Source organism: Klebsiella sp. OBRC7 (assembly GCF_000293135.1).
Taxonomy (GTDB): Bacteria; Pseudomonadota; Gammaproteobacteria; order Enterobacterales; family Enterobacteriaceae; genus Klebsiella; species Klebsiella michiganensis.
In genome coordinates this window covers 65,925-88,372 of the sequence record NZ_ALNJ01000086.1, presented here as the reverse complement: position 1 = coordinate 88,372, position 22,448 = coordinate 65,925, and the positions used below count along the sequence as shown (strand labels likewise).

Below are 22,448 nucleotides of genomic sequence, written 5' to 3'. Positions count from 1 at the left end.
TCTCCTTATGCGCAAGGGCGCAGGTAGGACTGCGCGGCGTTAAACAGCAGCTGAGCGCGAGCGAGCGGCGGCAGCGCACCCCGAGCGCCGCTTAGCGGGACCTCGATGGATACCGGCAGCGTGGCCGGAAGCGCCGCCATCAGACCGTGCAGGTCGAGTCCGCCTTCGCCGGGGACCTGGCGCGCGGCGCGGGCCTGGTAAATCAGCTCCTGCTCGTCAGCGGGGGGTTGCGGTGAGGCATCGCAAAGCTGCATATAGTTGAGGCAATTTCGCGGTAGCGCCGCGATCGTGGACAGGGATTCGCCGGCCCGCCAGAAGTGAATAGCGTCAATCAAAATACCGATATCGCTGCGGCCGCTGGCGGTGATGAGCGCCCGGGCTTCGGCAATGGTGCGCAGGTGGGTCCAGGGCATGGGCTCCAGGTTCATGGTTAATCCATGCTCCTGGCCGGCTTCGGCAAGTCGGGCGAGATTTTCCGCGCTGCGCGCGCGGTTATCATCGTTTCCTGCCACTAAAACCTGCTTTGCGCCAAGGCGCGCGGCGGTAGTAAGAAAAAGCTGCAAACGAGTGTCCACTGAAAAATCGGGCATCAGGCGGACGATCTCAACGTCCGAAACGCGAACGCCAGTTTCCATCAGCGCCGCCAGGGTATCGCGTACGGCGGCGGTGTCGCCGAGCATGTCGTAATCCGGATCTGACGGGGTTGCGGGAAGCAGGCGCAGACCAACGTGGGTGAATCCGGTCTTGGCCGCAATGCGTACCTGTTCCGGCGGCGGAACGTCGAGGAGGGTAAGCGCGGCGAGTGAGAGGGTTCGCATGTTCATAAAGGACTCCAGTACAGTTGCAGGTGATTGTTGTTATGCGTATTGCCGTCCCTGGTGGAATGCTTTTACTGCTTTGTTTTATTGAGATTTTCTGACAGTTTTTTTCCGACCAGATAGCCAAAGGTCATGGCCGGACCCAGCGTGATACCGCCGCTGGGATAGAATCCCTGCATCACGCTCGACATATCGTTGCCGATGGCGAAAAGCCCCTGGATCGGCTGCCGCTGCGCGTTGAGAACACGGGCATTTTCATCGGTGATTAATCCACTGAAGGAACCCAGCGAGCCGGGCAATATACGTACCGCATAAAAAGGCCCATGGCTGAGTTTCCCGAGCGTTGGGTGGGGCGAGCGGCTGGCGTCACCCTGCGCGCGGTTATAGGCCGAGGCGCCGCGCTGAAAATCCTTATCCTCTCCCTGGTCTACAAAGCCGTTAAACCGGGCGATCGTTTCCGTTAGCTGCTGCGGATTGATGGCGCATGTTTTCGCCAGCGCTTCCGGCGTCTCACCGACGTACAGATAGCCGGTCCGTCGCCAGGCCTCGGGGGTAAACGGGAAGGGGCGAGCATGGCCCAATCCGTAGCGCCGCAGCGCACGACCGTCGGCAATTAGCCACGCCTGCGGCGTTTCGCCCGGCGGCGTCGCGTCCAGCAGCGCTGCAATAAAATCATGATAAGAGTCGGCTTCATTTGTGAAGCGTTTACCGTTGGGCAACACGGCAATAAAGCCGGGCTTGGCGCGCTCAACCAGATGCGGGAACGGCAGCTGCAGTCCGCTGGCGAGGGTAACGCGCGACACCGGCGCCCAGGCCATGGCGTGCCTGAGTGAGGTATCAAACTGGCCGCCGACCGCTTCGCCGAGCCGAATGCCATCCCCCTGATTGCCCGGGGGCGCGGCGGAGAAGTGGCCGTAGCCGCTGGCGGCGTGCGGCACATTTTCGGCCAGACGCTGCCTGTCGTGAGGAAAGCCTCCGCAGGCGAGGATCACCGCGCCGGCGCGAACCTCCAGCGCGCCGCTGTCGCTGCGTAATATCGCGCCTGCAACGCCGTTGTTGTCGGCAAGCAGACGTTCTACCGGCGCGTTAAGCTGAAAATTAACCCCTGCATCCAGCGCCGAACGCAGCAAGCGGGCGACCAGCGCGTTGCCGTTAACCAGATGCTGTCCGCGACCGGCGCGCAGCCGCTGCCAGCCGTGACGCAGCAGGCGGCGGATCGCATATAGCGCCGAGCCCGGTGAGCGGGTGGCGTTAAAAAAGTGCGCCATATCCGTGCCGCCGGCAATGCCCATACCCGCAAGGCTGATGGTCTCCAGCGGAGGCCGCAGGCGATGCAGCCAGTCGCCCAGCAGCCGTCCGTCAAAAGGCTGTGCCGTGACCGAGCGGCCGCCCAGCGCAGCGCCCGGCGAAGCGTGAAAATCGGGCATTTTGCTGCCGGAAAGAAACTGCACGGCGGTGCGGCGGCGGAAAAAATCGATCATCTCCGGTCCGTACTGTAAGAAGGCAAGCAGACGCGCATCGGCAGGCTCACCGTCCATTTCATGGCGTAAATAAGCGAGCGGCGCGCCGGGCTCTTCTTCAATCCCTTCTTCACGAGCCAGCGGGTTACGCGGGATCCACAGCCAGCCGCCGGACCAGGCGCTGGTGCCGCCAATGACCGACTCTTTCTCCGCAACCAGTACGCTGGCGCCGCCGAGCGCGGCTGTGACGGCGGCAGAGAGCCCCGCCGCGCCGGAGCCGACGACCAGAACATCCACGTTCATCTGACCGCTCATGACCCTCTCCTTATTGCAGCGGTGAAAAATCAGTGGGGCGCAGAAGCACCGACTCCAGGCGCTCGACGGCGGCCAGCTCGCGGTTTTTGCGCGAAAACGTCAGCCAGCGTTCGTCCTGCGCCATGCGCGCCCGACGCGCCAGGCGATCGTCCAGACTTTCATAGGCCCAGATATGCACCACCTGATTGACCACGCCAATTTCGGTAAAGAAGAAGCCGATGAGCTTACCGAGGTGCTCGGTTTGCACGGCGTAAGCATCGCTTTTGTACAGCGCCAGCCAGTCGGCCATTTTCAGCGGATTGATGGTGTAGGTGCGTTTTTCATAGATCATGATTTTCTCCTGTTTCCAGTGCGTGTTGTTGCGCCATATGGCTGGCTGAGAGATAGCCGAAGGTGAGCGCCGGGCCGAGCGTAATACCTGGGCCGGGGTAGGTTCCGGCCATCATCGAATCCATATCATTACCCACGGCATAGAGGCCTTTGATCGGTTCACCCTGCTGGTTAATGACCTGAGCATCGGCGGTAGTGACCAGGCCGCGCGAGGTACCGAGATCGCCGGTATAGAGGGTGACGGCATAAAAAGGCGCGCGGGTCAGCGGAGCGTTACAGGCGTTTGGCCGGTGGCCGGGGTCGCCCATCGCGCGGTTATAGCTGTTGCCGCCTTTGGTGAACGCCGGGTCGAGGCCCTGAGCGGCGTCGCGGTTGTAGCGTGCCACCGTGTCAGCGAGCGTATGCGGATCCAGGCCGAGCCGCTGCGCCAGTTCAGGCAGCGTATCGGCCTTATGTAAATAGCCCGCTTTCACCAGCGCGTCGTTATTGACCGGGGCAGGGCGCGCCAGGCCGAGACCGTAGCGCTTCATGGCCAGGGCGTCGCAAATCAGAAAGCAGGGCGCATTTTCTGCCCGGCTTTGCATGGCACTGGCGAAGTGGTGATAAGAGTTAGATTCGTTCACGAAGCGCACCGCGCGCTGGTTGACGGCAATCACTCCGGGTTTGGCGCGATCGGTGACCAGATGAGGGAAGCGCTCTTGCGTGCCGTCGGGATGCTGTAAAACCGAGACCGGCGCCCAGAAAAAGTTAGACGGCAGGTCAGCCCCTTCCCGGGCATTGACCGCGGCGGCAAGGCGCAGCGCGGCGCCGTCGTTGGCGGCGGGGGACATGGTGTAGTGCTCGCGGGTCTGGGGGCGATAGCGTTCAGCCAGCCTGCCTGCGGCAAAACCACCCGCCGCCAGTACCACCCCGCAGCGGGCTTCAAGAGCCTGCTTTTGACCCTCGTGCTCAATTTCTATGCCGGTCACCTCGCCATTGCGTTCGCTCAGCGAAAGCACGTTGACGTTGAGCCTGAGCTGCATACCTTTGCGAAAGGCGAGCGTCGCCATGCGGGCGATCAGCGCGTTGCCCATCGCCAGGCGGGTACCGCGAGGGTACCGCAGGCGATCGCGACCGTAGCGCAGCAGCAGTCTGCCGCAGTGCGCGAACGAGCGCGGGGAGCGGTGCATATCGAGAAAGTGCTGGATATCAACCCGGTTAACCATCATCCCGCCAAACAGCAGCATTCCCGGTGGGGGAGAGCGGAGGTCGCGAAAGTGTGCACCCAGTTCCCGTCCGTCAAACTCCACCACCTCCAGCGCCCGCCCGACATCGACGGCGCCGGGCTCATCCGGGTAATAATCCGGAGAGAGCGGGCGCAGGCTGTATTTCACCGCGCCCTCTTTTTCAAGAAATGCTAGCGCCTCGCGCCCTGAAGCGATAAAGGCATCCACCAGATCCTGACGATAATGAGGCTCACCGATAATCGTCCGCAGATAGGTTTCGATGGCCTGCGGGCTGCCGCCCACGGCCATTTTCCGCGCCTGATCGCTATCGTGGATCCACACCGCGCCGCCGGAAATGGCGGAGGTGCCGCCAAACTGCGGGGCTTTTTCCAGCATCAGCACCGACAGTCCCTTACAGCTGGCGGTCACCGCCGCGGCAAAGCCTGCGGCGCCGCTGCCGATAACGATGACATCCCAGCTTTTCATGCCGCCGCTCCTTGTTCCTGCTCAATGGCGCCGATGAATTGTCCCATCAGTTTCATCTGCGCCAGCGCCATCTCCGGCCCGGTCTGGATCGCGCAGCCGCGATCCCGGGCGAAGGCGAGGAGCGGGGTGATAACCGGGGCGGTAACCACGTCCGCGACATGCGCTGATACCGGGAGCGTTTCCAGCAGCGTTTGCGGCAGCGGTAGCGGATCGAAACCGGCCATTCCCGCCGGGGAACCGTTCACCAGCAAATCCAGGCCGTTGAGCGTAGCGGGCAGATCGGTAAGGTGAACGTGCGGAAAATGCGTTGCCAGCCGGTTATGCAGCAGTTGGAGCGTGGCGGGATTCTGGTCATAAAGCGCCAGTTGACGAATGCCTGCTTCGCAAAGCCCCCACGCGATAGCGCTGCCGACGCCGCCGCAGCCGGAGAGCAGCCCCTTTTTACCGGCGGCGCTAAAGCCGTGCGCCTCTGCGGCAAGCTGAAAACCGACGCCGTCGAGCATATCGCCCTGTAAACGGCCATCGGCCAGCTTACGGATGACGTTAATGGCATTGAGGTGCTGAGCTCGCGGGGTTAACTCGTCGACCAGGGCGGCGGCCCGCTGTTTGTGCGGAACGGTGACCAGGGCGCCGCTCATGTTGTGCCAGCCGCGCAGGGCCTGCAGAAAGTCAGCAACGGCTTCCGGGGCGATATCCACCGGGATCATGACGCTGTCAATTTGCTGGTCGGCAAAGTAGCGGTTGAAATTCTCCGGCGATTTAACCTGGGTAATCGGGTGACCGATGACGGCGACGACCTGAGTGAATCCACTGACCATTTCAAACCTCATTTTGTTAAATGAATGTTGTGAAAGTATTTCAGCGTAAGCTGAGAGCGACAACGCAGAATTCGGTCATACTGGTTGTTAATCGCACCACCACTGCGATAATCGCGCTAAACCGATCTTATTGTTGCGAAAGTGTGAACAAGTATGCAAAACCAGATTCATCCCCGCGATCTGATCGTCGGCCTGCAAAAGGGGCTGGCGCTGATCCAGCTATTTTCAAAAGAGCATCCGCGGCTCACCGTACCGCAGGCGGCGAAAATGAGCGGCCTGACGCAAAGCGCCGCGCGGCGCTTTTTCCTTACCCTGCTGCACGAGCGCTATCTGCAAACCGACGGACGCCACTACTGGCTAACGCCTAAAGCGTTAAGACTGGGGCAGGCGTATGTCGATTCGGCGCAGTTCCCACGCATGGTACGACCGATCGTGGAGTACATCGCCAGTCGGACGGAAGAGCACGCTTCGGTCGGCGTGATCGATGATGACGAGCTGGTGTATATCGCCCGCAGTAAACACACGCCGTTTAACTCGACTTCAGTGCGTCTGGGGGAGAGAGTGCCGATTTACTGTACCGCCGGAGGGCGACTATGGCTGGCTTCGTTAGCGGAAGCCGAGTGTGAAACCGTTTTGCAGCGGATCCGCCGCGAGCAGCGTACGCCCTATACGGTGACGGACGTGGCGGCGTTAATGGAAAAGATCGCTCAGGTTCGTCGCCAGGGATACGCCGCGATTGAGCAGGAGTTTGAAATTGGCATGCTGGTCCTGGCCGTGCCGCTGTCAGATCGGGAAGGACTCTACTGGGGAGCACTGAGTTTAACCAGCCATCAGTCAAGAACGTCGATTGAGGCACTATGCCGCGATCATCTGGATTTGCTCTATAGCGCTCAGGCGATGCTGGTGGGTTAAAATCAAAGGGGCAGACGATTCTCTCATCTTCGTGCCGAGAGAGCATACGCCAGGCAAAAAAAGGCAGGAAGAATCCTGCCTCGAGAATGACGAACTGATATTAGGCGGTGATGCTGTTAGTGAAAGTGTTCCACTCGCCTGACAGGTCGCTCACAGCATTACGCCAGTTCTCGTTGCTAGCGGCAACGTAGCTGTCCCAGTCAGATGCGCCGGTAAGGAATTTACCGAACTCAACGGTACCGTTAACGATGGCATTGGCAATGGTGGCACCCGCGGAGGTAATAAAATCACTCAGATGGTTTCCACTATTAATAATAAGGCTGGTAATGCTGTTAGCAAAACCGAACAGATTAAAACCACCAGAAATAGATTCCATTTCGCCAATAGTTAATTCTTTCATTGGTATTCCTTATTAAATTTGATTAATTGTTATTAGTGGGTCTCTTACCCACGGAAGAAATACTAACACTCTTAAATTATGTTAATCCAGAGTGTTAGTATGTGAAATATTCATTTTAATACAAATTTAATAAATGAAGCTTTCTTTAGAGATAACGGCGTAAGCCATGAATGTGAATTTTTTATTCGGTACTTTTGGCTTTAATGTGAAGTTGCATGACATCCGTATAAAGAAAAATGCGCTGAGATTGATTGCAGGGAGGGCGAATAAGATGGACTGTTTTTTTCATTGAAAACTTTAATATTGTTCAATAGAGATGCTCTATGAACCGGGCAGGACAATGCTCAAGGCAAAAGACCGACTGTTCGTGCGGGGGAGGGGAGAGCAAGAGAACATCAACCTGGCACCATACCCCACGTTAATATGTTAATTTTTGATTTCACATTTGCCCGCCAGGAATGACGGAAGCTAAGCTTACTGGCTGAACGAGGGTTTATCTATGCCTTGTTAACCCGGAATGACGCCAGCGTTCGAAGAAACAAAAAGTTCGGAGCATGTCTCTTCTACTATGTTGCGTACAATAAATTAATTTTCCGTATATATTCAGATAAACCACTCGGCGCCGTACGGGGTAGCACGGCGGCGGGATTCATATCTCAAAGATACCATTGCCGACCGCAGTGGGCAAACCGTGTTTAACGATGATTCGTTAAAAAACGGAATCATTAGCCGATATATAGCGCTCATTTTATTGACAGCGCCAGCGTTAAAACCAATTTTAATTCATCTAAATAAACGATGGTTGCAGGATAATGAATTGCTGCTGATGAATCTGATGCGGCTATTTGTCAAAATGAATTGGCAGTACTGCGTGACTATTATTGCATAAGTATGGCTAAACCCGTTCCGGCAGTAAGTGGAGAAAGGCGTGTCAGGAGGAGCGTTTTTGAACGAGAACGCTGAGGCGGAATTTAGCTACGGACAGAGAAAGCGTTGAGAGAGCAGGGGGCACAATCTCAGAATAATAGAAAGGGGAGAACTGAATGATTGACCACTATCGGCGATGCGAGATTAACGAGGGGAAAGAAGTAATGGCGTATCGGGCGATACGCCATTGAGAGACACTATCTGACCATGGTCAGCAGATTGTGTGAATCCGGTACCATAAAGTCGACGGACATCATCACCGACAGCGCGGTAATGGCTACGATGGAAAAGACGAACAGCTTACGCGCCCAGACTTTATCATCCGCCACTTTATAACCGCGCAGCGCCATTCCGAGCCACCAGACGCTCACCGCCGCAGCGACAACCAGATATTTATATCCAGCGTAGCCGCCAAGGGAGAGCATCAGCGTGGCAACGGCGAAAGCGATGATGTAGACGGTGATATGGTTTTTCGCCACCGAAATGCCTTTCACTACCGGCAGTACCGGAATGTTCGCTGCCTGATAATCCTTGAAACGGAAAATCGCGATAGCGTAAGAGTGAGGCATCTGCCACAGGCTGAAAATCGCCAGCAGAATCGCGGCACCGCTGTCAAAATCACCGGTAACCGCGCAGTAGCCAATCACCGGCGGCGCAGCGCCGGAGAGAGAACCAATCAGCGTGCCGTAGACGGAGTGGCGCTTCATGTACAGGCTGTAAACGCCGACATAAACCACGAACCCCATCACCCCCAGCCAGCAGGCCAGGGGATTCGCGCCAAACCACAGGAGCATGAAGCCAGCAATACCCAGCAGGGTGGCGTATACCAGCGAAGCTTCTGGCGAGATCAGCCCTTTGACCAGCACCCGGTTTTTCGTCCGTTCCATCTTACGATCGATATCACGGTCGATATAGTTGTTGAAAACACAACCCGAGGCGACCACCAGGGATACTCCGAGGAGCGTCCAGATGAAAAGCGGATAGTCGATGTGGCCCTTGGAGGCCAGCAGGAAACCGCCAATCACGGAGATCAGGTTGCCAAAAATAATGCCTGGTTTCGTTACTTGCAGGTATTGCTTAAACATACTCGCCGCTCTTAGTGCATCATCATGTTGTAGTTCAGGTTCCACATAATCCAGATGGAGCCGACAACTACGATAGCAATGATGATTACGGTGAAGATAAATGCGGTCAGGTTCCAACCTTCGTCCGATTTACTGTTCATGTGCAGGAAGTACACGAGATGTACCACAATCTGCACAACTGCAGTGACCAGGATGGTGCCCAGAATAGCCGCATGCGATGCAGATCCACTCATCACCATTGCAAACGGGATAACCGTCAGAATGATCGACAGGATGAAACCTGTCATGTAGCTCTTCACGCTGCCGTGAGAAGCGCCGCTATGATCGGTAGAATGACTCATTACATCGCCCCCATCAGATAAACAACAGAGAACACGCAGATCCACACGACGTCCAGGAAGTGCCAGAACAGGCTCAGGCACATGATGCGGGTGCGGTTAGTGCTGGTCAGGCCGCGACGAGAAACCTGAACCATCAGCACCGCCATCCAGATCAGACCTGAAGTCACGTGCAGACCGTGGGTACCGACCAGCGCGAAGAACGCTGACAGGAAGCCGCTGCGATCCGGACCCATACCTTCAACAATCAGGTGATGGAATTCATAGAGTTCCATCGCGATGAAACCTGCCCCGAAGAGGAAGGTCAGCGCCAGCCAGGAAACCACCTGGCTCTTGTTGTTTTTGTACATGGCGATAGCCGCCATGCCGTAGGTGATGGAGCTGAACAGCAGCAGCGCGGTTTCAACCAGAACGAACGGCAGTTCAAAAATATCTTTACCGGTCGGACCGCCCGCCGTGCCGTTCACCAGAACGGCATAGGTAGCGAACAGAGTGGCGAAGATAATGCAGTCGCTCATCAGGTAGATCCAGAAACCGAATACCTTCATCGGTCCTGTATCATGGTGCCCGTGTTCGTGCGCGTGGGCGTTATGCGCAAGAGTATCAGTTGCCATTTTTCAGCCCTGCTTTGTTAATCTCATCGAAATGCTGATTTTCCAGTTTTTCGACTACTGCAACCGGCACGTAGTAATCCACGTCCTCGTCAAAGCTCTTAATAATCCAGGTCACCAGGATACCGACGAAGCTTGCAATCGCCATCCACCAGATATGCCAGATCATTGCGAAACCAAACACCGTTGCGAAAGCAGCAATCACGATGCCCGCGCCGCTGTTTTTCGGCATATGAATCTCTTCATAGCCAGCCGGTTTCTTATACGCGTCGCCTTTTTCTTTCATTTCCCAGAACGCGTCACGTTCGTGAACGACAGGAACGATAGCAAAGTTGTAGAACGGCGGAGGAGAAGAGGTTGCCCACTCCAGCGTACGGCCGCCCCACGGGTCGCCGGTCAGGTCACGGTTCTGCTCGCGATCGCGGATAGACACGTAGAACTGAATCAGCTGGCAGAGAATACCGCAAGCGATCAGCGCCGCACCGCAGGCTGCAACAACCAGCATCGGGTGGAATTGCGGGTCAATCTGCTGGCTCAGGCGACGGGTCATACCCATGAAGCCCAGTACGTACAGCGGCATAAACGCCACGAAGAAGCCGATGATCCAGAACCAGAAAGCGCGTTTGCCCCAGGTTTCGTTCAGGGTGAAGCCAAAGGCTTTCGGCCACCAGTAGGTCAGACCTGCGAAGCAACCGAACACCACGCCGCCGATGATGACGTTATGGAAGTGCGCGATCAGGAACAGGCTGTTGTGCAGCACGAAGTCTGCGCCCGGTACCGCCAGCAGTACGCCGGTCATACCCCCTACGGAGAAGGTCACGATAAAGCCAATCGTCCACAGCATTGCTGAGTTGAAGACGATACGGCCCTGGTACATGGTAAACAGCCAGTTGAAGATCTTAACCCCGGTCGGGATAGCGATAATCATGGTCGTAATACCGAAGAAGGCGTTTACGTTCGCGCCCGCACCCATAGTAAAGAAGTGGTGCAGCCAAACGATGAACGACAGAACGGTAATACACACTGTTGCCCATACCAGCGAGGTGTAGCCAAACAGACGCTTACGCGAGAAGGTTGCGGCGATTTCGGAGAAGACACCGAATACCGGCAGAACCAGAATGTACACTTCCGGGTGACCCCAGGCCCAAATCAGGTTGATGTACATCATCATGTTGCCACCCATATCGTTGGTAAAGAAATGGGTGCCCAGGTAGCGGTCCAGGGTCAGCAGCGCGACGGTGACGGTCAGAATTGGGAAGGAGGCGATAATCAGGATGTTGGCGCACAAAGATGCCCAGCTAAACACCGGCATCTTGAACATGGTCATGCCAGGGGCACGCATCTTGATAATCGTTACGAAGAAGTTAATACCGGTGAGCGTTGTACCAATACCGGATAGCTGGAGAGCCCAGATCCAGTAATCGACCCCGACGCCCGGGCTGTACTCAATTCCCGAGAGCGGCGGATAGGCCAGCCAACCGGTCTGCGCGAATTCACCGACGCCCAGAGAGAGGTTAACCAGAATCACGCCCACAACGGTGAACCAGAAGCTCAGGTTGTTAAGGAATGGGAAGGCAACGTCGCGCGCGCCGATCTGCAGCGGAACCACCAGGTTCATCAGACCGATAACAAACGGCATCGCTACGAAGAAGATCATAATAACGCCGTGGGCGGTAAAGATCTGATCGTAGTGATGAGGCGGCAGGAAGCCTGCTTCCCCGGCCGAGGCCAGCACCTGCTGGCTACGCATCATAACGGCGTCAGCGAAGCCACGCAGCAACATAACGATTGCCACGATAACGTACATGATACCGAGACGTTTGTGGTCAACCGAAGTCAGCCACTCATTCCAAAGGTAGGACCACTTACCGAAGTAAGTGATGGCCGCCAGAAGCGCCAGTCCCCCAATGATAATTGCAGCCACCGTAACCACAATAATGGGTTCATGGTAGGGCACTGCATCCAGTGTAAGTTTTCCGAACATCGTTTTCTTCCTCGGCCCCTTAGTGAGCGGTTTCCGCGTGGCTCATGTCCATGCCTTCCATTCCTTCGTGCGCTGCGTGCTCGCCCTCAGGTTGGGTCATATCCATGCTCTTACCGTGAGACATAAATTTGTTAACAACATCTTTAAACAAATCTGGTTTCACGTTAGAGAAGTATTCCACTTTGTTGTATTCGCTAGGCGCAGCCAGTTTGTCGAACGTTTCCATGGAGTCCATGGCGTTCGCAGACTGTTTGGCTTTCGCTACCCACTGATCGAAGGTTGCACGATCCGGCGTGGCGATAGCTTTGAACTTCATTCCTGAGAAGCCCGGGCCGCTATAGCTGGCGGAGATACCGTCGTAAGTACCAGCTTCGTTCGCAATGAGGTGCAGCTGAGTCTGCATCCCGGCCATTGCGTAAATCTGGCTACCTAAACGTGGGATAAAGAACGAGTTCATCACGGAGTTGGAGGTCACTTTGAAGTGTACCGGTACGTTCGCCGGGAAGGCGATTTCGTTGACGGTAGCAATGCCTTGTTCCGGATAGATGAAGAACCATTTCCAGTCCATCGAAACGACTTCGATAGTGATAGGTTTTTCATCGTGAGCAAGCGGTTTGCTCGGCTCTAATGCGTGAGTGGTTTTCCAGGTCAGAACGGCCAGGAACAGGATGATCAGGATAGGAACCGTCCAGACCACAGCTTCCACTTTGTTGGAGTGTGACCAGTTCGGGCTATACTTCGCATCTTTATTGCTCGCACGATACTTCCAGGCAAATCCTACTGCCATCAAGACGGCTGGAATAACGACGATCATCATCAGGCCGAAGGCCGTCAGAATCAGAGAGCGTTGCTCCAGTCCAATCTGTCCTTTTGGGTCGAGGAGTGCAGAATCACAACCACTGAGTAATACAGTGCCTGCGATTAATGACATCCACCCCAAACTTTTATTGTATTTCCTAAGTCTCATTGAACGACCTCAATTCCACGGAATCTGGTGGCGCTTAAAGTGTACGGGCATTTTACGGGAAGGTTGCATTACTGTAAACATAGTTGGAGCTGTGTCTGCTCTATGTTAGCGGCTTCTGCTTGCCCTGTCACATATGTTACGGAGTGTGACATTATCGCTTGCAAACCTTGATTTAGGCGGGATTGATAACGAAAGGGATAAGAACGAAAGGCTTTATAAGAGAATGAGCATAACTACCCGCAAAACAACACAAATAATTAACAATTAATTATCAAATAAAAGACATCATAAAAGCGGAAAATAAAACCTGCAGAGCTGAATCGGTTAAATTATTTAAAGATTCGCATAAAAATTGTCAATAATTTCCAGAAATCTAAAACGCACAAAACAACAAATCGGCTACGATGAATATAAAATCGTTAATAAGACGTTATAATTACGTTTAGTAATTACAACGTCCACTTACGTTTTTGCGCTGATTTAAATCAGCTCGGTTTTACGTAATGCCAGATAGTCAAGGAAGGCGCCGAGTAAAATACCCGCGACGGCGGTGAGTACGGCGATCTCAAGCAGGCCGGCAAGGAAGGAGAAGTTGGTGTAATCCAGCGCGTTAAGCGCCAGCAGCAGCAGCCATATCGCGAGCATCAGGCAGCCAACCGCCAGAATAACTAATGCCAGCCCGTAGGCCTGAGGAAAAAGCGTGCGCGGCATAAAGCTCTCCGAACGTTGAGTATGTTCAAGCGTACGGCGACAAATTAACAGCAGCAAAATCCCCGGAACCGCAGCAACAACGGAAAAGAGATAGAAAGCAGGCCATCCGTGGGCTTCGACAAACCAGCCGGCGATAGGCCCCACATATACGCGCCCAACGGCGGAGAGCGCTGAGAGCAAAGCGAACTGGGTGGCTGAAAATGACTTATTGCACAGCGTCATCAGCAGCGCAACGAATGCCGCCGTGCCCATTCCGCCGCACAGGTTTTCGAAAAACACCGCCGTCGCCATGGAGAAAAGGTGTTTATCGGTAATTGAGAGCAGCCAATACCCGGCGTTGGATACCCCCTGCAGCAGGCCGAAAATCAGCAGCGCGCGGAAAAGCGTCAGGCGCTGCATAAGCACGCCGCCATAAAGCGCACCGACAATCGTGGCGAACAGGCCGAGCGTTTTATTGACCATGCCCACTTCGCCCGCATCAAAACCGACGCCGCGAATCAGGAAGGTGGTGGTCAGACTCATGGCAAACGCGTCGCCAAGCTTATAAAGGACGATAAGCAAGAGAATAAGCCAGGCATTATTGCGGCCGAAGAAGTCGCGCAGCGGTGCGGCGACGGCCTGCTCCAGCGTCTTCGGCACCGGAATGACGTCGCTGGGTTCCGGGGCCAGCAGAGTAGCAATAATGCAGGGGATCAGCAGCGCGGCCATCAGCCAGTACATCCCCTGCCAACCCAGCCAGCGATCGGCCAGCCAGAGCGCCAGCCCGCCGGAGACCAACATCCCCAGACGATAGCCCAGCACGCTGATTGCCGCCCCGGTGCCTCGCTCTTCCGCGGCCAGCACGTCAGTTTTCCACGCGTCAAACACGATATCCTGAGAGGCGGAACAAAAAGCGATGACGACCGCCAGCGCCGCCATCCAGCGTAGCTGCGTGGACGGTTCAAGGAAACCCATCGCCGCAATGGCGATAAGGAGCAGAAACTGGGTCGCCAGCAGCCAGCCGCGACGACGGCCGAGAAACGGCGGCGTATAGCGGTCCATCACCGGCGACCAGAGGAACTTAAAGACGTAGGCCTGGCCGACGAGCGAGAAAAAACCGATAGTTTTCAGATCGATGTTTTCAACGGTCATCCACGCCTGCAGCGTGCCGGAGGTGAGGGCGAGCGGTAATCCCGAGGCAAAACCGAGGATCAGCAGGATAGCTGATTTTGGCTGCGTGAAAATGCGTAAGTAATGATTAGACATGGCATGTCGTGCAGACCCGGCGCGAGGCCGGGTCTGCGACTTAAATTAACGCGCGTTTTGCTTGATGAAATCGTGAATGCTGGTGTCCTGCGCCATATCGCTAATGGTATCGGTCATGACGCTATTAACCGCATCGGCGATATTTTTGTTCGAGGCCTGGAAGGCGCCTTCAACAGAGTAGCTGGCACGATAGTTTTTCGTCATCTTATTGCCGTTGGCGGCAGTGGCAACGATCGCAATATCGGCTTTGGTCGCAATGTTGTAACGCACGTTGCCCTGAGAAACGTCGGCGTACAGTTTATTCACGATGATTTGCAGATCCACGGCACCGTTCGGGCCAATCATATAGCCACGTGAGGTCATCTGTTTCTCGAGCACTTCCTGCAACAGGAAGCGCAGGTCGCGGGAGGCGGTGAGCGTAACCTGTTGGTTATCGCGGGTGACTTTCGCCAGCGCCTGATCCGGACGCTGATCGGCGCCGTTAATGCTGACGGTCACGCCCATCAGGCTGGGATCCTGCTGTGGCAGGGTGATTTTCGGTGAAACATCAATGGTGGTCGGCGGAGTGGCGCATCCGGCCAGCATAAACAGCGCGACCAAAGGAAAAAGAATTTTCTTAAACATGTTCAGGGTCTCAACGCATGGTGGAGTGGTAATGAGGAAAATTCCCGCCATCATAACATCGCCAACGGCAAGGGGAAGTGGCAACGCATGTAAATTCATCGCGTTGTGCGTTTTCTGTCCTGGCTACATCTTTTATCGCAACGCAGGCAGGGCTTTCAGGACACCGAACCACTAAAGCCGATACTTTTGCATGAAAATATCAGAGGAATGCTAATTTTTTGTTGTTTTCGCCCAATGGAAGCGGTAAAAGCGGCTAACATTTAAAGGGAATGGCGGCAATACAGCGTTGTCGGAGGAGAAAATTCATGATGATACGTGAACAGATCGAAGCAAAACTTAGGGCAGCGTTCGACCCGGTGTATCTTGAAGTCGTGGATGAAAGCTATCGCCACAACGTTCCTGCGGGCTCTGAAAGTCATTTTAAAGTGGTGTTGGTGAGCGATCGCTTCCTTGGCGAGCGTTTTCTTAATCGTCACCGTATGATTTACGGAACGTTGACTGAGGAACTATCAAGCACCGTGCACGCTCTGGCGTTGCATACCTATACAATCAAAGAGTGGGAAGGGCTACAGGATACCGTCTTTGCTTCTCCTCCTTGTCGCGGGGCTGGAAGTATCGCGTAGAAATCGCATTTGCAACCGCTGGAGCTTTTCCAGTATGTTGCGTGAAGATTTATGAGAAAACGGCCTGCGGGCCGTTTTGTTTTGCCTGGAAAATGTGCAATTCACGCATATTTACAGGCAAATTTGCTCGGGAAATGTGAAAAAAGCCGCAGCAGTGGGCGACAACCGTTCTCGACTCACAAAAGTGATGCCGCTATAATGCCGCGTCTTTTATTATGAATGTCTTCGGGATGATTCTGACGACAGGGAATGTGTTTCTGATTTGAAGAGGGCATCCCGGTTCTGCGAAGCAACCTGTTCGCGCTTCCAGAGTTGACCGAGCACTGTGATTTTTTTGAGGTAACAAGATGCAAGTTTCAGTTGAAACCACTCAGGGCCTTGGGCGCCGTGTAACGATTACTATCGCCGCTGACAGCATCGAGAATGCTGTCAAAAGCGAGCTGGTCAACGTAGCGAAAAAAGTTCGCATTGACGGCTTCCGTAAAGGCAAAGTGCCGATGAATGTTGTTGCTCAGCGTTATGGCGCATCTGTTCGCCAGGACGTGCTGGGTGACCTGATGAGCCGTAACTTCGTTGACGCGATCATCAAAGAAAAAATTAATCCGGCCGGCGCGCCGAACTACGTTCCGGGCGAATACAAGCTGGGTGAAGACTTCACCTACGCGGTAGAGTTCGAAGTTTATCCGGAAGTTGAACTGCAGGGTCTGGAAGCGATCGAAGTTGAAAAACCGGTTGTTGAAGTGACCGATGCTGACGTTGACACCATGCTGGATACTCTGCGCAAGCAGCAGGCGAACTGGAAAGACAAAGACGGCGCTGTTGATGCAGAAGATCGCGTGACCGTTGATTTCACCGGTTCCGTTGACGGCGAAGAGTTCGAAGGCGGCAAAGCCTCTGACTTCGTACTGGCGATGGGCCAGGGTCGTATGATCCCGGGCTTTGAAGACGGTATCAAAGGTCACAAGGCCGGCGAAGAGTTCACCATCGACGTGACCTTCCCGGAAGAGTACCACGCTGAAAACCTGAAAGGTAAAGCGGCTAAATTCGTTATCAACCTGAAGAAAGTTGAAGAACGTGAACTGCCAGAGCTGACCGAAGAGTTCATCAAACGTTTCGGCGTTGAAGATGGTTCCGTAGCCGGTCTGCGCGCTGAAGTGCGTAAAAACATGGAGCGCGAGCTGAAAGGCGCCGTGCGTAACCGCGTTAAATCTCAGGCTATCGAAGGTCTGGTTAAAGCTAACGATATCGACGTTCCGGCTGCGCTGATCGACAGCGAAATCGACGTTCTGCGTCGTCAGGCTGCTCAGCGTTTCGGCGGTAACGAGAAACAGGCTCTGGAGCTGCCGCGTGAGCTGTTCGAAGAGCAGGCTAAACGCCGCGTTGTTGTTGGTCTGCTGCTGGGCGAAGTGATTCGTACCAACGAGCTGAAAGCTGACGAAGATCGCGTTAAAGGCCTGATCGAAGAGATGGCTTCCGCTTACGAAGATCCGAAAGAAGTGGTTGAGTTCTACAGCAAAAACAAAGAGCTGATGGACAACATGCGCAACGTCGCGCTGGAAGAGCAGGCCGTTGAAGCCGTGCTGGCGAAAGCTAAAGTGTCTGAAAAAGCCACTTCCTTCAGCGAACTGATGAACCAGCAGGCGTAATTTCGCCCCAAGGTTTAAGGTTTGAGCAAAAACCCGTTGCCGAAAGGCTGCGGGTTTTTTTATTGCAATGATAGCCTTAGGATGAGTGCGAAAAGGCGATTTCAGTGATAGCGTTACGACAAAATATTGTTATGCTTGAATTATGGCTACGTCATCCCCATAACCGGGAGACGTAACTGCATTGGCATAATCATGCGCCGTAATGAAGCGTGCATCTATGCACTTCTGCCCGACGGCAGAAATTCTGGCTGATAATCCGTCCGTAAGGTTACAATCAGTGCAGCGGTTTTTTTCAAATTAATCCAGGAGACGGAAATGTCATACAGTGGCGAACGAGACAACTTTGCACCCCATATGGCCCTGGTGCCGATGGTCATTGAACAGACCTCACGCGGCGAACGTTCATTTGATATTTACTCCCGTCTGCTCAAGGAGCGCGTCATTTTTCTGACCGGCCAGGTAGAAGACCACATGGCTAACCTGATTGTGGCGCAGATGCTGTTTCTGGAAGCGGAAAACCCGGAAAAAGATATCTATCTGTACATTAACTCTCCGGGCGGGGTGATTACCGCCGGGATGTCTATCTATGACACCATGCAGTTCATCAAGCCTGACGTGAGCACCATTTGTATGGGCCAGGCGGCCTCAATGGGCGCGTTCCTGCTGACCGCCGGGGCGAAAGGCAAGCGTTTCTGCCTGCCGAACTCCCGCGTGATGATTCACCAGCCGCTGGGCGGCTACCAGGGCCAGGCGACGGATATCGAAATCCACGCCCGCGAAATCCTGAAAGTGAAAGGTCGCATGAATGAACTGATGGCACATCATACGGGTCAATCCCTTGAGCAGATCGAGCGCGATACCGAGCGCGATCGCTTCCTGTCTGCCTCAGAAGCAGTGGAATACGGCCTCGTTGACTCTATTTTGACTCATCGTAATTGATGCCCCAGGCGCAAGGGTGCCGCTATACTTGTTTGAAAGAGGGCGGCACAACGCTTCACTGCGATTTGCGCCTGAGAATGGCATTTGCGTCGTCGTGTGCGGCACAAAGAACTTAATAAGAGGTTTGGACTCATGACAGATAAACGCAAAGATGGTTCGGGCAAACTGTTGTACTGCTCTTTTTGCGGCAAAAGCCAGCATGAAGTGCGTAAGCTAATCGCCGGGCCATCCGTGTATATCTGCGACGAATGCGTTGATTTATGTAACGACATCATTCGCGAAGAAATTAAAGAAGTCGCGCCGCATCGCGAGCGCAGCGCGCTGCCGACGCCGCACGAAATTCGCCACCATCTGGACGATTACGTTATCGGCCAGGAGCCGGCGAAAAAAGTGCTGGCGGTGGCGGTATACAATCACTACAAACGTCTGCGCAATGGCGACACCAGCAATGGCGTTGAACTGGGCAAAAGTAACATTCTGCTGATCGGGCCGACCGGTTCCGGTAAAACGCTGCTGGCGGAAACGCTCGCGCGCCTGCTGGATGTGCCTTTCACCATGGCGGATGCCACCACCCTGACCGAAGCCGGCTACGTGGGTGAAGACGTTGAGAACATCATCCAGAAGCTGCTGCAGAAGTGCGACTACGACGTACAGAAAGCCCAGCGCGGTATCGTCTACATTGATGAAATCGACAAAATTTCCCGTAAATCGGATAACCCGTCGATCACTCGCGATGTTTCCGGCGAAGGCGTGCAGCAGGCGCTGCTGAAGCTTATTGAAGGTACCGTCGCCGCGGTTCCGCCGCAGGGCGGGCGTAAGCATCCGCAGCAGGAGTTCCTGCAGGTTGATACCTCTAAGATCCTGTTCATCTGCGGCGGCGCCTTTGCCGGTCTGGATAAGGTCATTTCCCACCGTGTTGAAACCGGTTCAGGTATTGGTTTCGGCGCGACGGTCAAGGCGAAGTCTGACAAAGCCAGCGAAGGCGAGCTGCTGTCTCAGGTTGAACCGGAAGATCTGATCAAGTTTGGTCTGATTCCTGAGTTCATCGGTCGTCTGCCGGTTGTGGCGACCCTGAGCGAGCTGAGCGAAGAAGCGCTGATTCAGATCCTCAAAGAGCCGAAAAACGCCCTGACCAAGCAGTATCAGGCGCTGTTCAGCCTGGAAGGCGCTGAGCTGGAATTCCGCGACGAAGCGCTGGACGCTATCGCTAAGAAAGCGATGGCGCGTAAAACCGGGGCTCGTGGTCTGCGTTCTATCGTTGAAGCCGCGCTGCTCGATACCATGTACGATCTTCCGTCAATGGAAGACGTGGAAAAAGTGGTCATCGACGCTTCGGTTATCGATGGTCAGAGCAAGCCGCTGCTGATTTACGGCAAACCGGAAGCGCAGCAGGCATCTGGTGAATAATTAACCATTTTGCTCAAGCAGTTAACAAAAAGGGGGGATTTTATCTCCCCTTTTATTTTTCCTGCATTCCCGCCGTTGAATGTATGGAATACATCCCCATATACTGGTTTACATATTAACGGCGACGCGTCGTCGAATTGCGTCGTCGGCTACCTGGCGGACTTTAAACTAAGAGAGAGCTCTATGAATCCTGAGCGTTCTGAACGCATTGAAATCCCCGTATTGCCGTTGCGCGATGTGGTGGTTTATCCGCACATGGTCATACCCCTGTTTGTAGGGCGGGAAAAATCTATCCGTTGCCTCGAAGCAGCCATGGATCATGATAAAAAAATCATGCTGGTTGCGCAGAAAGAAGCCTCGACGGATGAGCCGGGTGTAAACGATCTTTTCACCGTCGGGACCGTGGCGTCTATTTTGCAAATGCTGAAGCTACCGGACGGTACTGTCAAAGTGCTGGTCGAAGGTTTGCAGCGCGCGCGCATCTCTGCGCTGTCTGATAACGGTGAGCATTTTTCGGCGAAGGCTGAATATCTTGAATCGCCGGCGATTGACGAACGCGAGCAGGAAGTGCTGGTTCGTACCGCCATCAGCCAGTTTGAAGGCTACATCAAGCTGAACAAGAAAATCCCACCGGAAGTGCTGACGTCGCTGAATAGTATTGACGATCCGGCGCGCCTGGCGGATACCATCGCTGCGCATATGCCGCTGAAGCTGGCGGACAAACAGTCCGTGCTGGAGATGTCCGACGTTAACGAACGTCTGGAATATCTGATGGCGATGATGGAGTCGGAAATCGATCTGCTGCAGGTTGAGAAGCGCATTCGCAACCGCGTGAAAAAACAGATGGAGAAATCTCAGCGCGAGTACTATCTGAATGAGCAAATGAAAGCCATTCAAAAAGAGCTCGGCGAGATGGACGACGCCCCGGACGAGAACGAAGCGCTGAAGCGTAAGATCGACGCGGCGAAAATGCCGAAAGAGGCAAAAGAGAAAACCGAAGCGGAACTGCAGAAGCTGAAAATGATGTCCCCGATGTCGGCGGAAGCGACCGTCGTTCGCGGCTACATCGACTGGATGGTGCAGGTACCGTGGAACGCCCGCAGCAAGGTCAAAAAAGACCTGCGTCAGGCTCAGGAGATCCTCGACACCGATCATTACGGCCTCGAGCGCGTGAAGGATCGTATTCTTGAGTACCTCGCGGTGCAGAGCCGTGTTAACAAGCTCAAAGGGCCGATCCTGTGCCTGGTTGGGCCTCCGGGGGTCGGTAAAACCTCTCTCGGCCAATCCATCGCCAAAGCCACCGGACGTAAGTACGTGCGTATGGCGCTTGGCGGCGTGCGCGATGAAGCGGAAATCCGCGGTCACCGTCGTACCTATATTGGCTCAATGCCGGGCAAACTGATCCAGAAAATGGCCAAAGTGGGCGTTAAAAACCCGCTGTTCTTACTGGATGAGATCGACAAGATGTCTTCGGACATGCGCGGCGATCCGGCCTCGGCGCTGCTGGAGGTGTTGGATCCGGAACAGAACGTGGCCTTTAACGATCACTATCTGGAAGTGGATTACGATCTCAGCGACGTGATGTTTGTCGCGACCTCCAACTCCATGAACATTCCGGCGCCGCTGCTGGATCGTATGGAAGTGATCCGTCTCTCCGGCTACACCGAAGATGAGAAGCTGAACATCGCCAAACGCCACCTGCTGTCAAAACAGATTGAGCGTAACGCGCTCAAAAAAGGCGAGCTGACGGTGGATGACAGCGCGATTATCGGCATTATCCGCTACTACACGCGTGAAGCGGGCGTGCGTGGTCTGGAGCGCGAAATCTCGAAACTGTGCCGTAAGGCGGTAAAACAGCTGCTGCTGGATAAATCGCTGAAGCACATTGAGATTAACGGCGACAACCTGCATGACTTCCTTGGCGTGCAGCGCTATGACTATGGCCGGGCGGATAGCGAAAACCGCGTGGGTCAGGTGACGGGTCTGGCGTGGACGGAAGTGGGCGGCGATCTGCTGACCATTGAAACCGCCTGCGTTCCGGGTAAAGGTAAGCTGACCTATACCGGTTCACTGGGTGAGGTGATGCAGGAGTCCATCCAGGCTGCGCTGACCGTGGTGCGTTCGCGTGCGGATAAGCTGGGTATCAACTCAGACTTTTACGAAAAACGCGATATTCACGTGCACGTGCCGGAAGGCGCTACGCCGAAAGATGGCCCAAGCGCAGGTATCGCGATGTGTACCGCGCTGGTTTCCTGTCTGACGGGCAATCCGGTGCGCGCCGATGTGGCCATGACCGGGGAAATTACCCTCCGTGGCCAGGTGTTGCCAATCGGTGGTCTGAAGGAAAAACTGCTGGCTGCGCACCGCGGCGGCATTAAGACTGTTCTGATTCCTGATGAAAACAAACGTGACCTTGAAGAAATTCCAGATAACGTTATCGCCGATTTAGATATCCATCCGGTGAAACGAATCGAGGAAGTTCTGGCACTTGCACTGCAGAACGAGCCGTTTGGTATGGAAGTCGTCACGGCAAAATAGTGATTTCGCGCAAATTGCGCTAAGAAAAATAGGGCTGGTAAGTAAATTCGTACTTGCCA

General features: G+C 54.7%; 19 protein-coding genes. 6 read left to right on the top strand and 13 right to left on the bottom strand.

What is annotated here, in order from left to right:
- Positions 1-5: 5 nt before the first annotated feature.
- The 5 genes from HMPREF1144_RS18115 to HMPREF1144_RS18095 form a co-directional block, all read right to left on the bottom strand.
- Positions 6-824: a sugar phosphate isomerase/epimerase family protein gene (locus tag HMPREF1144_RS18115; protein ID WP_009653585.1), complete on the bottom strand. Its 819-nt coding sequence runs from the start codon at positions 822-824 to the stop codon at positions 6-8.
- 65 nt (positions 825-889) lie between these two features.
- Positions 890-2,593, bottom strand: a complete 1,704-nt coding sequence (locus HMPREF1144_RS18110; RefSeq protein ID WP_009653559.1) for an FAD-dependent oxidoreductase — start codon at positions 2,591-2,593, stop codon at positions 890-892.
- A 10-nt stretch (positions 2,594-2,603) separates the two neighbouring features.
- Positions 2,604-2,924, bottom strand: coding sequence for an NIPSNAP family protein (locus HMPREF1144_RS18105; RefSeq protein WP_004133454.1), 321 nt, complete (start codon positions 2,922-2,924; stop codon positions 2,604-2,606).
- The gene (locus HMPREF1144_RS18100) at positions 2,914-4,614 is read right to left on the bottom strand and encodes an FAD-dependent oxidoreductase (RefSeq protein ID WP_009653588.1); all 1,701 of its coding nucleotides are present in this window, start codon (positions 4,612-4,614) and stop codon (positions 2,914-2,916) included. Before HMPREF1144_RS18100 ends, HMPREF1144_RS18105 begins: the two co-directional genes overlap by 11 nt.
- Positions 4,611-5,432, bottom strand: coding sequence for a shikimate dehydrogenase family protein (locus HMPREF1144_RS18095; protein ID WP_009653552.1), 822 nt, complete (start codon positions 5,430-5,432; stop codon positions 4,611-4,613). Before HMPREF1144_RS18095 ends, HMPREF1144_RS18100 begins: the two co-directional genes overlap by 4 nt.
- Before the next feature lie 153 nt (positions 5,433-5,585).
- Here HMPREF1144_RS18095 and HMPREF1144_RS18090 point away from each other — a divergent pair, with 153 nt between their 5' ends.
- Complete coding sequence (locus tag HMPREF1144_RS18090; protein ID WP_004848241.1) at positions 5,586-6,344, top strand: IclR family transcriptional regulator C-terminal domain-containing protein; 759 nt, start codon at positions 5,586-5,588, stop codon at positions 6,342-6,344.
- 100 nt (positions 6,345-6,444) lie between these two features.
- Here the strand turns inward: HMPREF1144_RS18090 and HMPREF1144_RS18085 are convergent, their stop codons facing one another.
- The 8 genes from HMPREF1144_RS18085 to HMPREF1144_RS18050 form a co-directional block, all read right to left on the bottom strand.
- On the bottom strand, positions 6,445-6,744 hold the full coding sequence (locus tag HMPREF1144_RS18085; RefSeq protein WP_004848243.1) for a hypothetical protein: 300 nt from the start codon (positions 6,742-6,744) through the stop codon (positions 6,445-6,447).
- Positions 6,745-7,868: 1,124 nt separating this feature from the next.
- Entirely contained in the window at positions 7,869-8,756 is an 888-nt protein-coding gene (cyoE, locus tag HMPREF1144_RS18080) for a heme o synthase (RefSeq protein ID WP_004129778.1), read from the bottom strand.
- Positions 8,757-8,767: 11 nt separating this feature from the next.
- Positions 8,768-9,097, bottom strand: a complete 330-nt coding sequence (locus HMPREF1144_RS18075; protein WP_004099523.1) for a cytochrome o ubiquinol oxidase subunit IV — start codon at positions 9,095-9,097, stop codon at positions 8,768-8,770.
- Positions 9,097-9,708, bottom strand: a complete 612-nt coding sequence (locus HMPREF1144_RS18070) for a cytochrome o ubiquinol oxidase subunit III (RefSeq protein ID WP_004099525.1) — start codon at positions 9,706-9,708, stop codon at positions 9,097-9,099. Before HMPREF1144_RS18070 ends, HMPREF1144_RS18075 begins: the two co-directional genes overlap by 1 nt.
- Positions 9,698-11,689 (bottom strand): cytochrome o ubiquinol oxidase subunit I, encoded by a 1,992-nt coding sequence (gene cyoB, locus HMPREF1144_RS18065; protein WP_004848247.1) that lies wholly within the window; start codon positions 11,687-11,689, stop codon positions 9,698-9,700. Before cyoB ends, HMPREF1144_RS18070 begins: the two co-directional genes overlap by 11 nt.
- Before the next feature lie 19 nt (positions 11,690-11,708).
- Positions 11,709-12,656 (bottom strand): cytochrome o ubiquinol oxidase subunit II, encoded by a 948-nt coding sequence (gene cyoA, locus HMPREF1144_RS18060; RefSeq protein ID WP_004848249.1) that lies wholly within the window; start codon positions 12,654-12,656, stop codon positions 11,709-11,711.
- Between the two features lie 480 nt (positions 12,657-13,136).
- On the bottom strand, positions 13,137-14,612 hold the full coding sequence (gene ampG / locus HMPREF1144_RS18055; protein WP_009653573.1) for a muropeptide MFS transporter AmpG: 1,476 nt from the start codon (positions 14,610-14,612) through the stop codon (positions 13,137-13,139).
- 45 nt (positions 14,613-14,657) lie between these two features.
- A complete protein-coding gene (locus HMPREF1144_RS18050; RefSeq protein WP_004848253.1) occupies positions 14,658-15,236 on the bottom strand; it encodes a lipoprotein in 579 nt (192 codons plus the stop codon).
- A 305-nt stretch (positions 15,237-15,541) separates the two neighbouring features.
- On the opposite strand from HMPREF1144_RS18050, the gene bolA reads away from it, so the two are divergent.
- From bolA to lon, 5 genes are all read left to right on the top strand, one after another.
- Positions 15,542-15,859, top strand: a complete 318-nt coding sequence (gene bolA / locus HMPREF1144_RS18045) for a transcriptional regulator BolA (RefSeq protein WP_004133447.1) — start codon at positions 15,542-15,544, stop codon at positions 15,857-15,859.
- A 347-nt stretch (positions 15,860-16,206) separates the two neighbouring features.
- On the top strand, positions 16,207-17,505 hold the full coding sequence (gene tig, locus HMPREF1144_RS18040; protein WP_004848255.1) for a trigger factor: 1,299 nt from the start codon (positions 16,207-16,209) through the stop codon (positions 17,503-17,505).
- Positions 17,506-17,820: 315 nt separating this feature from the next.
- Positions 17,821-18,444 carry an ATP-dependent Clp endopeptidase proteolytic subunit ClpP gene (clpP, locus tag HMPREF1144_RS18035; RefSeq protein ID WP_003021624.1) on the top strand — a complete coding sequence of 208 codons (624 nt, stop codon included), beginning with the start codon at positions 17,821-17,823 and terminating at the stop codon, positions 18,442-18,444.
- 132 nt (positions 18,445-18,576) lie between these two features.
- Complete coding sequence (gene clpX / locus HMPREF1144_RS18030; protein ID WP_004099538.1) at positions 18,577-19,851, top strand: ATP-dependent protease ATP-binding subunit ClpX; 1,275 nt, start codon at positions 18,577-18,579, stop codon at positions 19,849-19,851.
- Between the two features lie 183 nt (positions 19,852-20,034).
- The gene (lon, locus tag HMPREF1144_RS18025) at positions 20,035-22,389 is read left to right on the top strand and encodes an endopeptidase La (protein WP_004099539.1); all 2,355 of its coding nucleotides are present in this window, start codon (positions 20,035-20,037) and stop codon (positions 22,387-22,389) included.
- Positions 22,390-22,448: the final 59 nt, after the last annotated feature.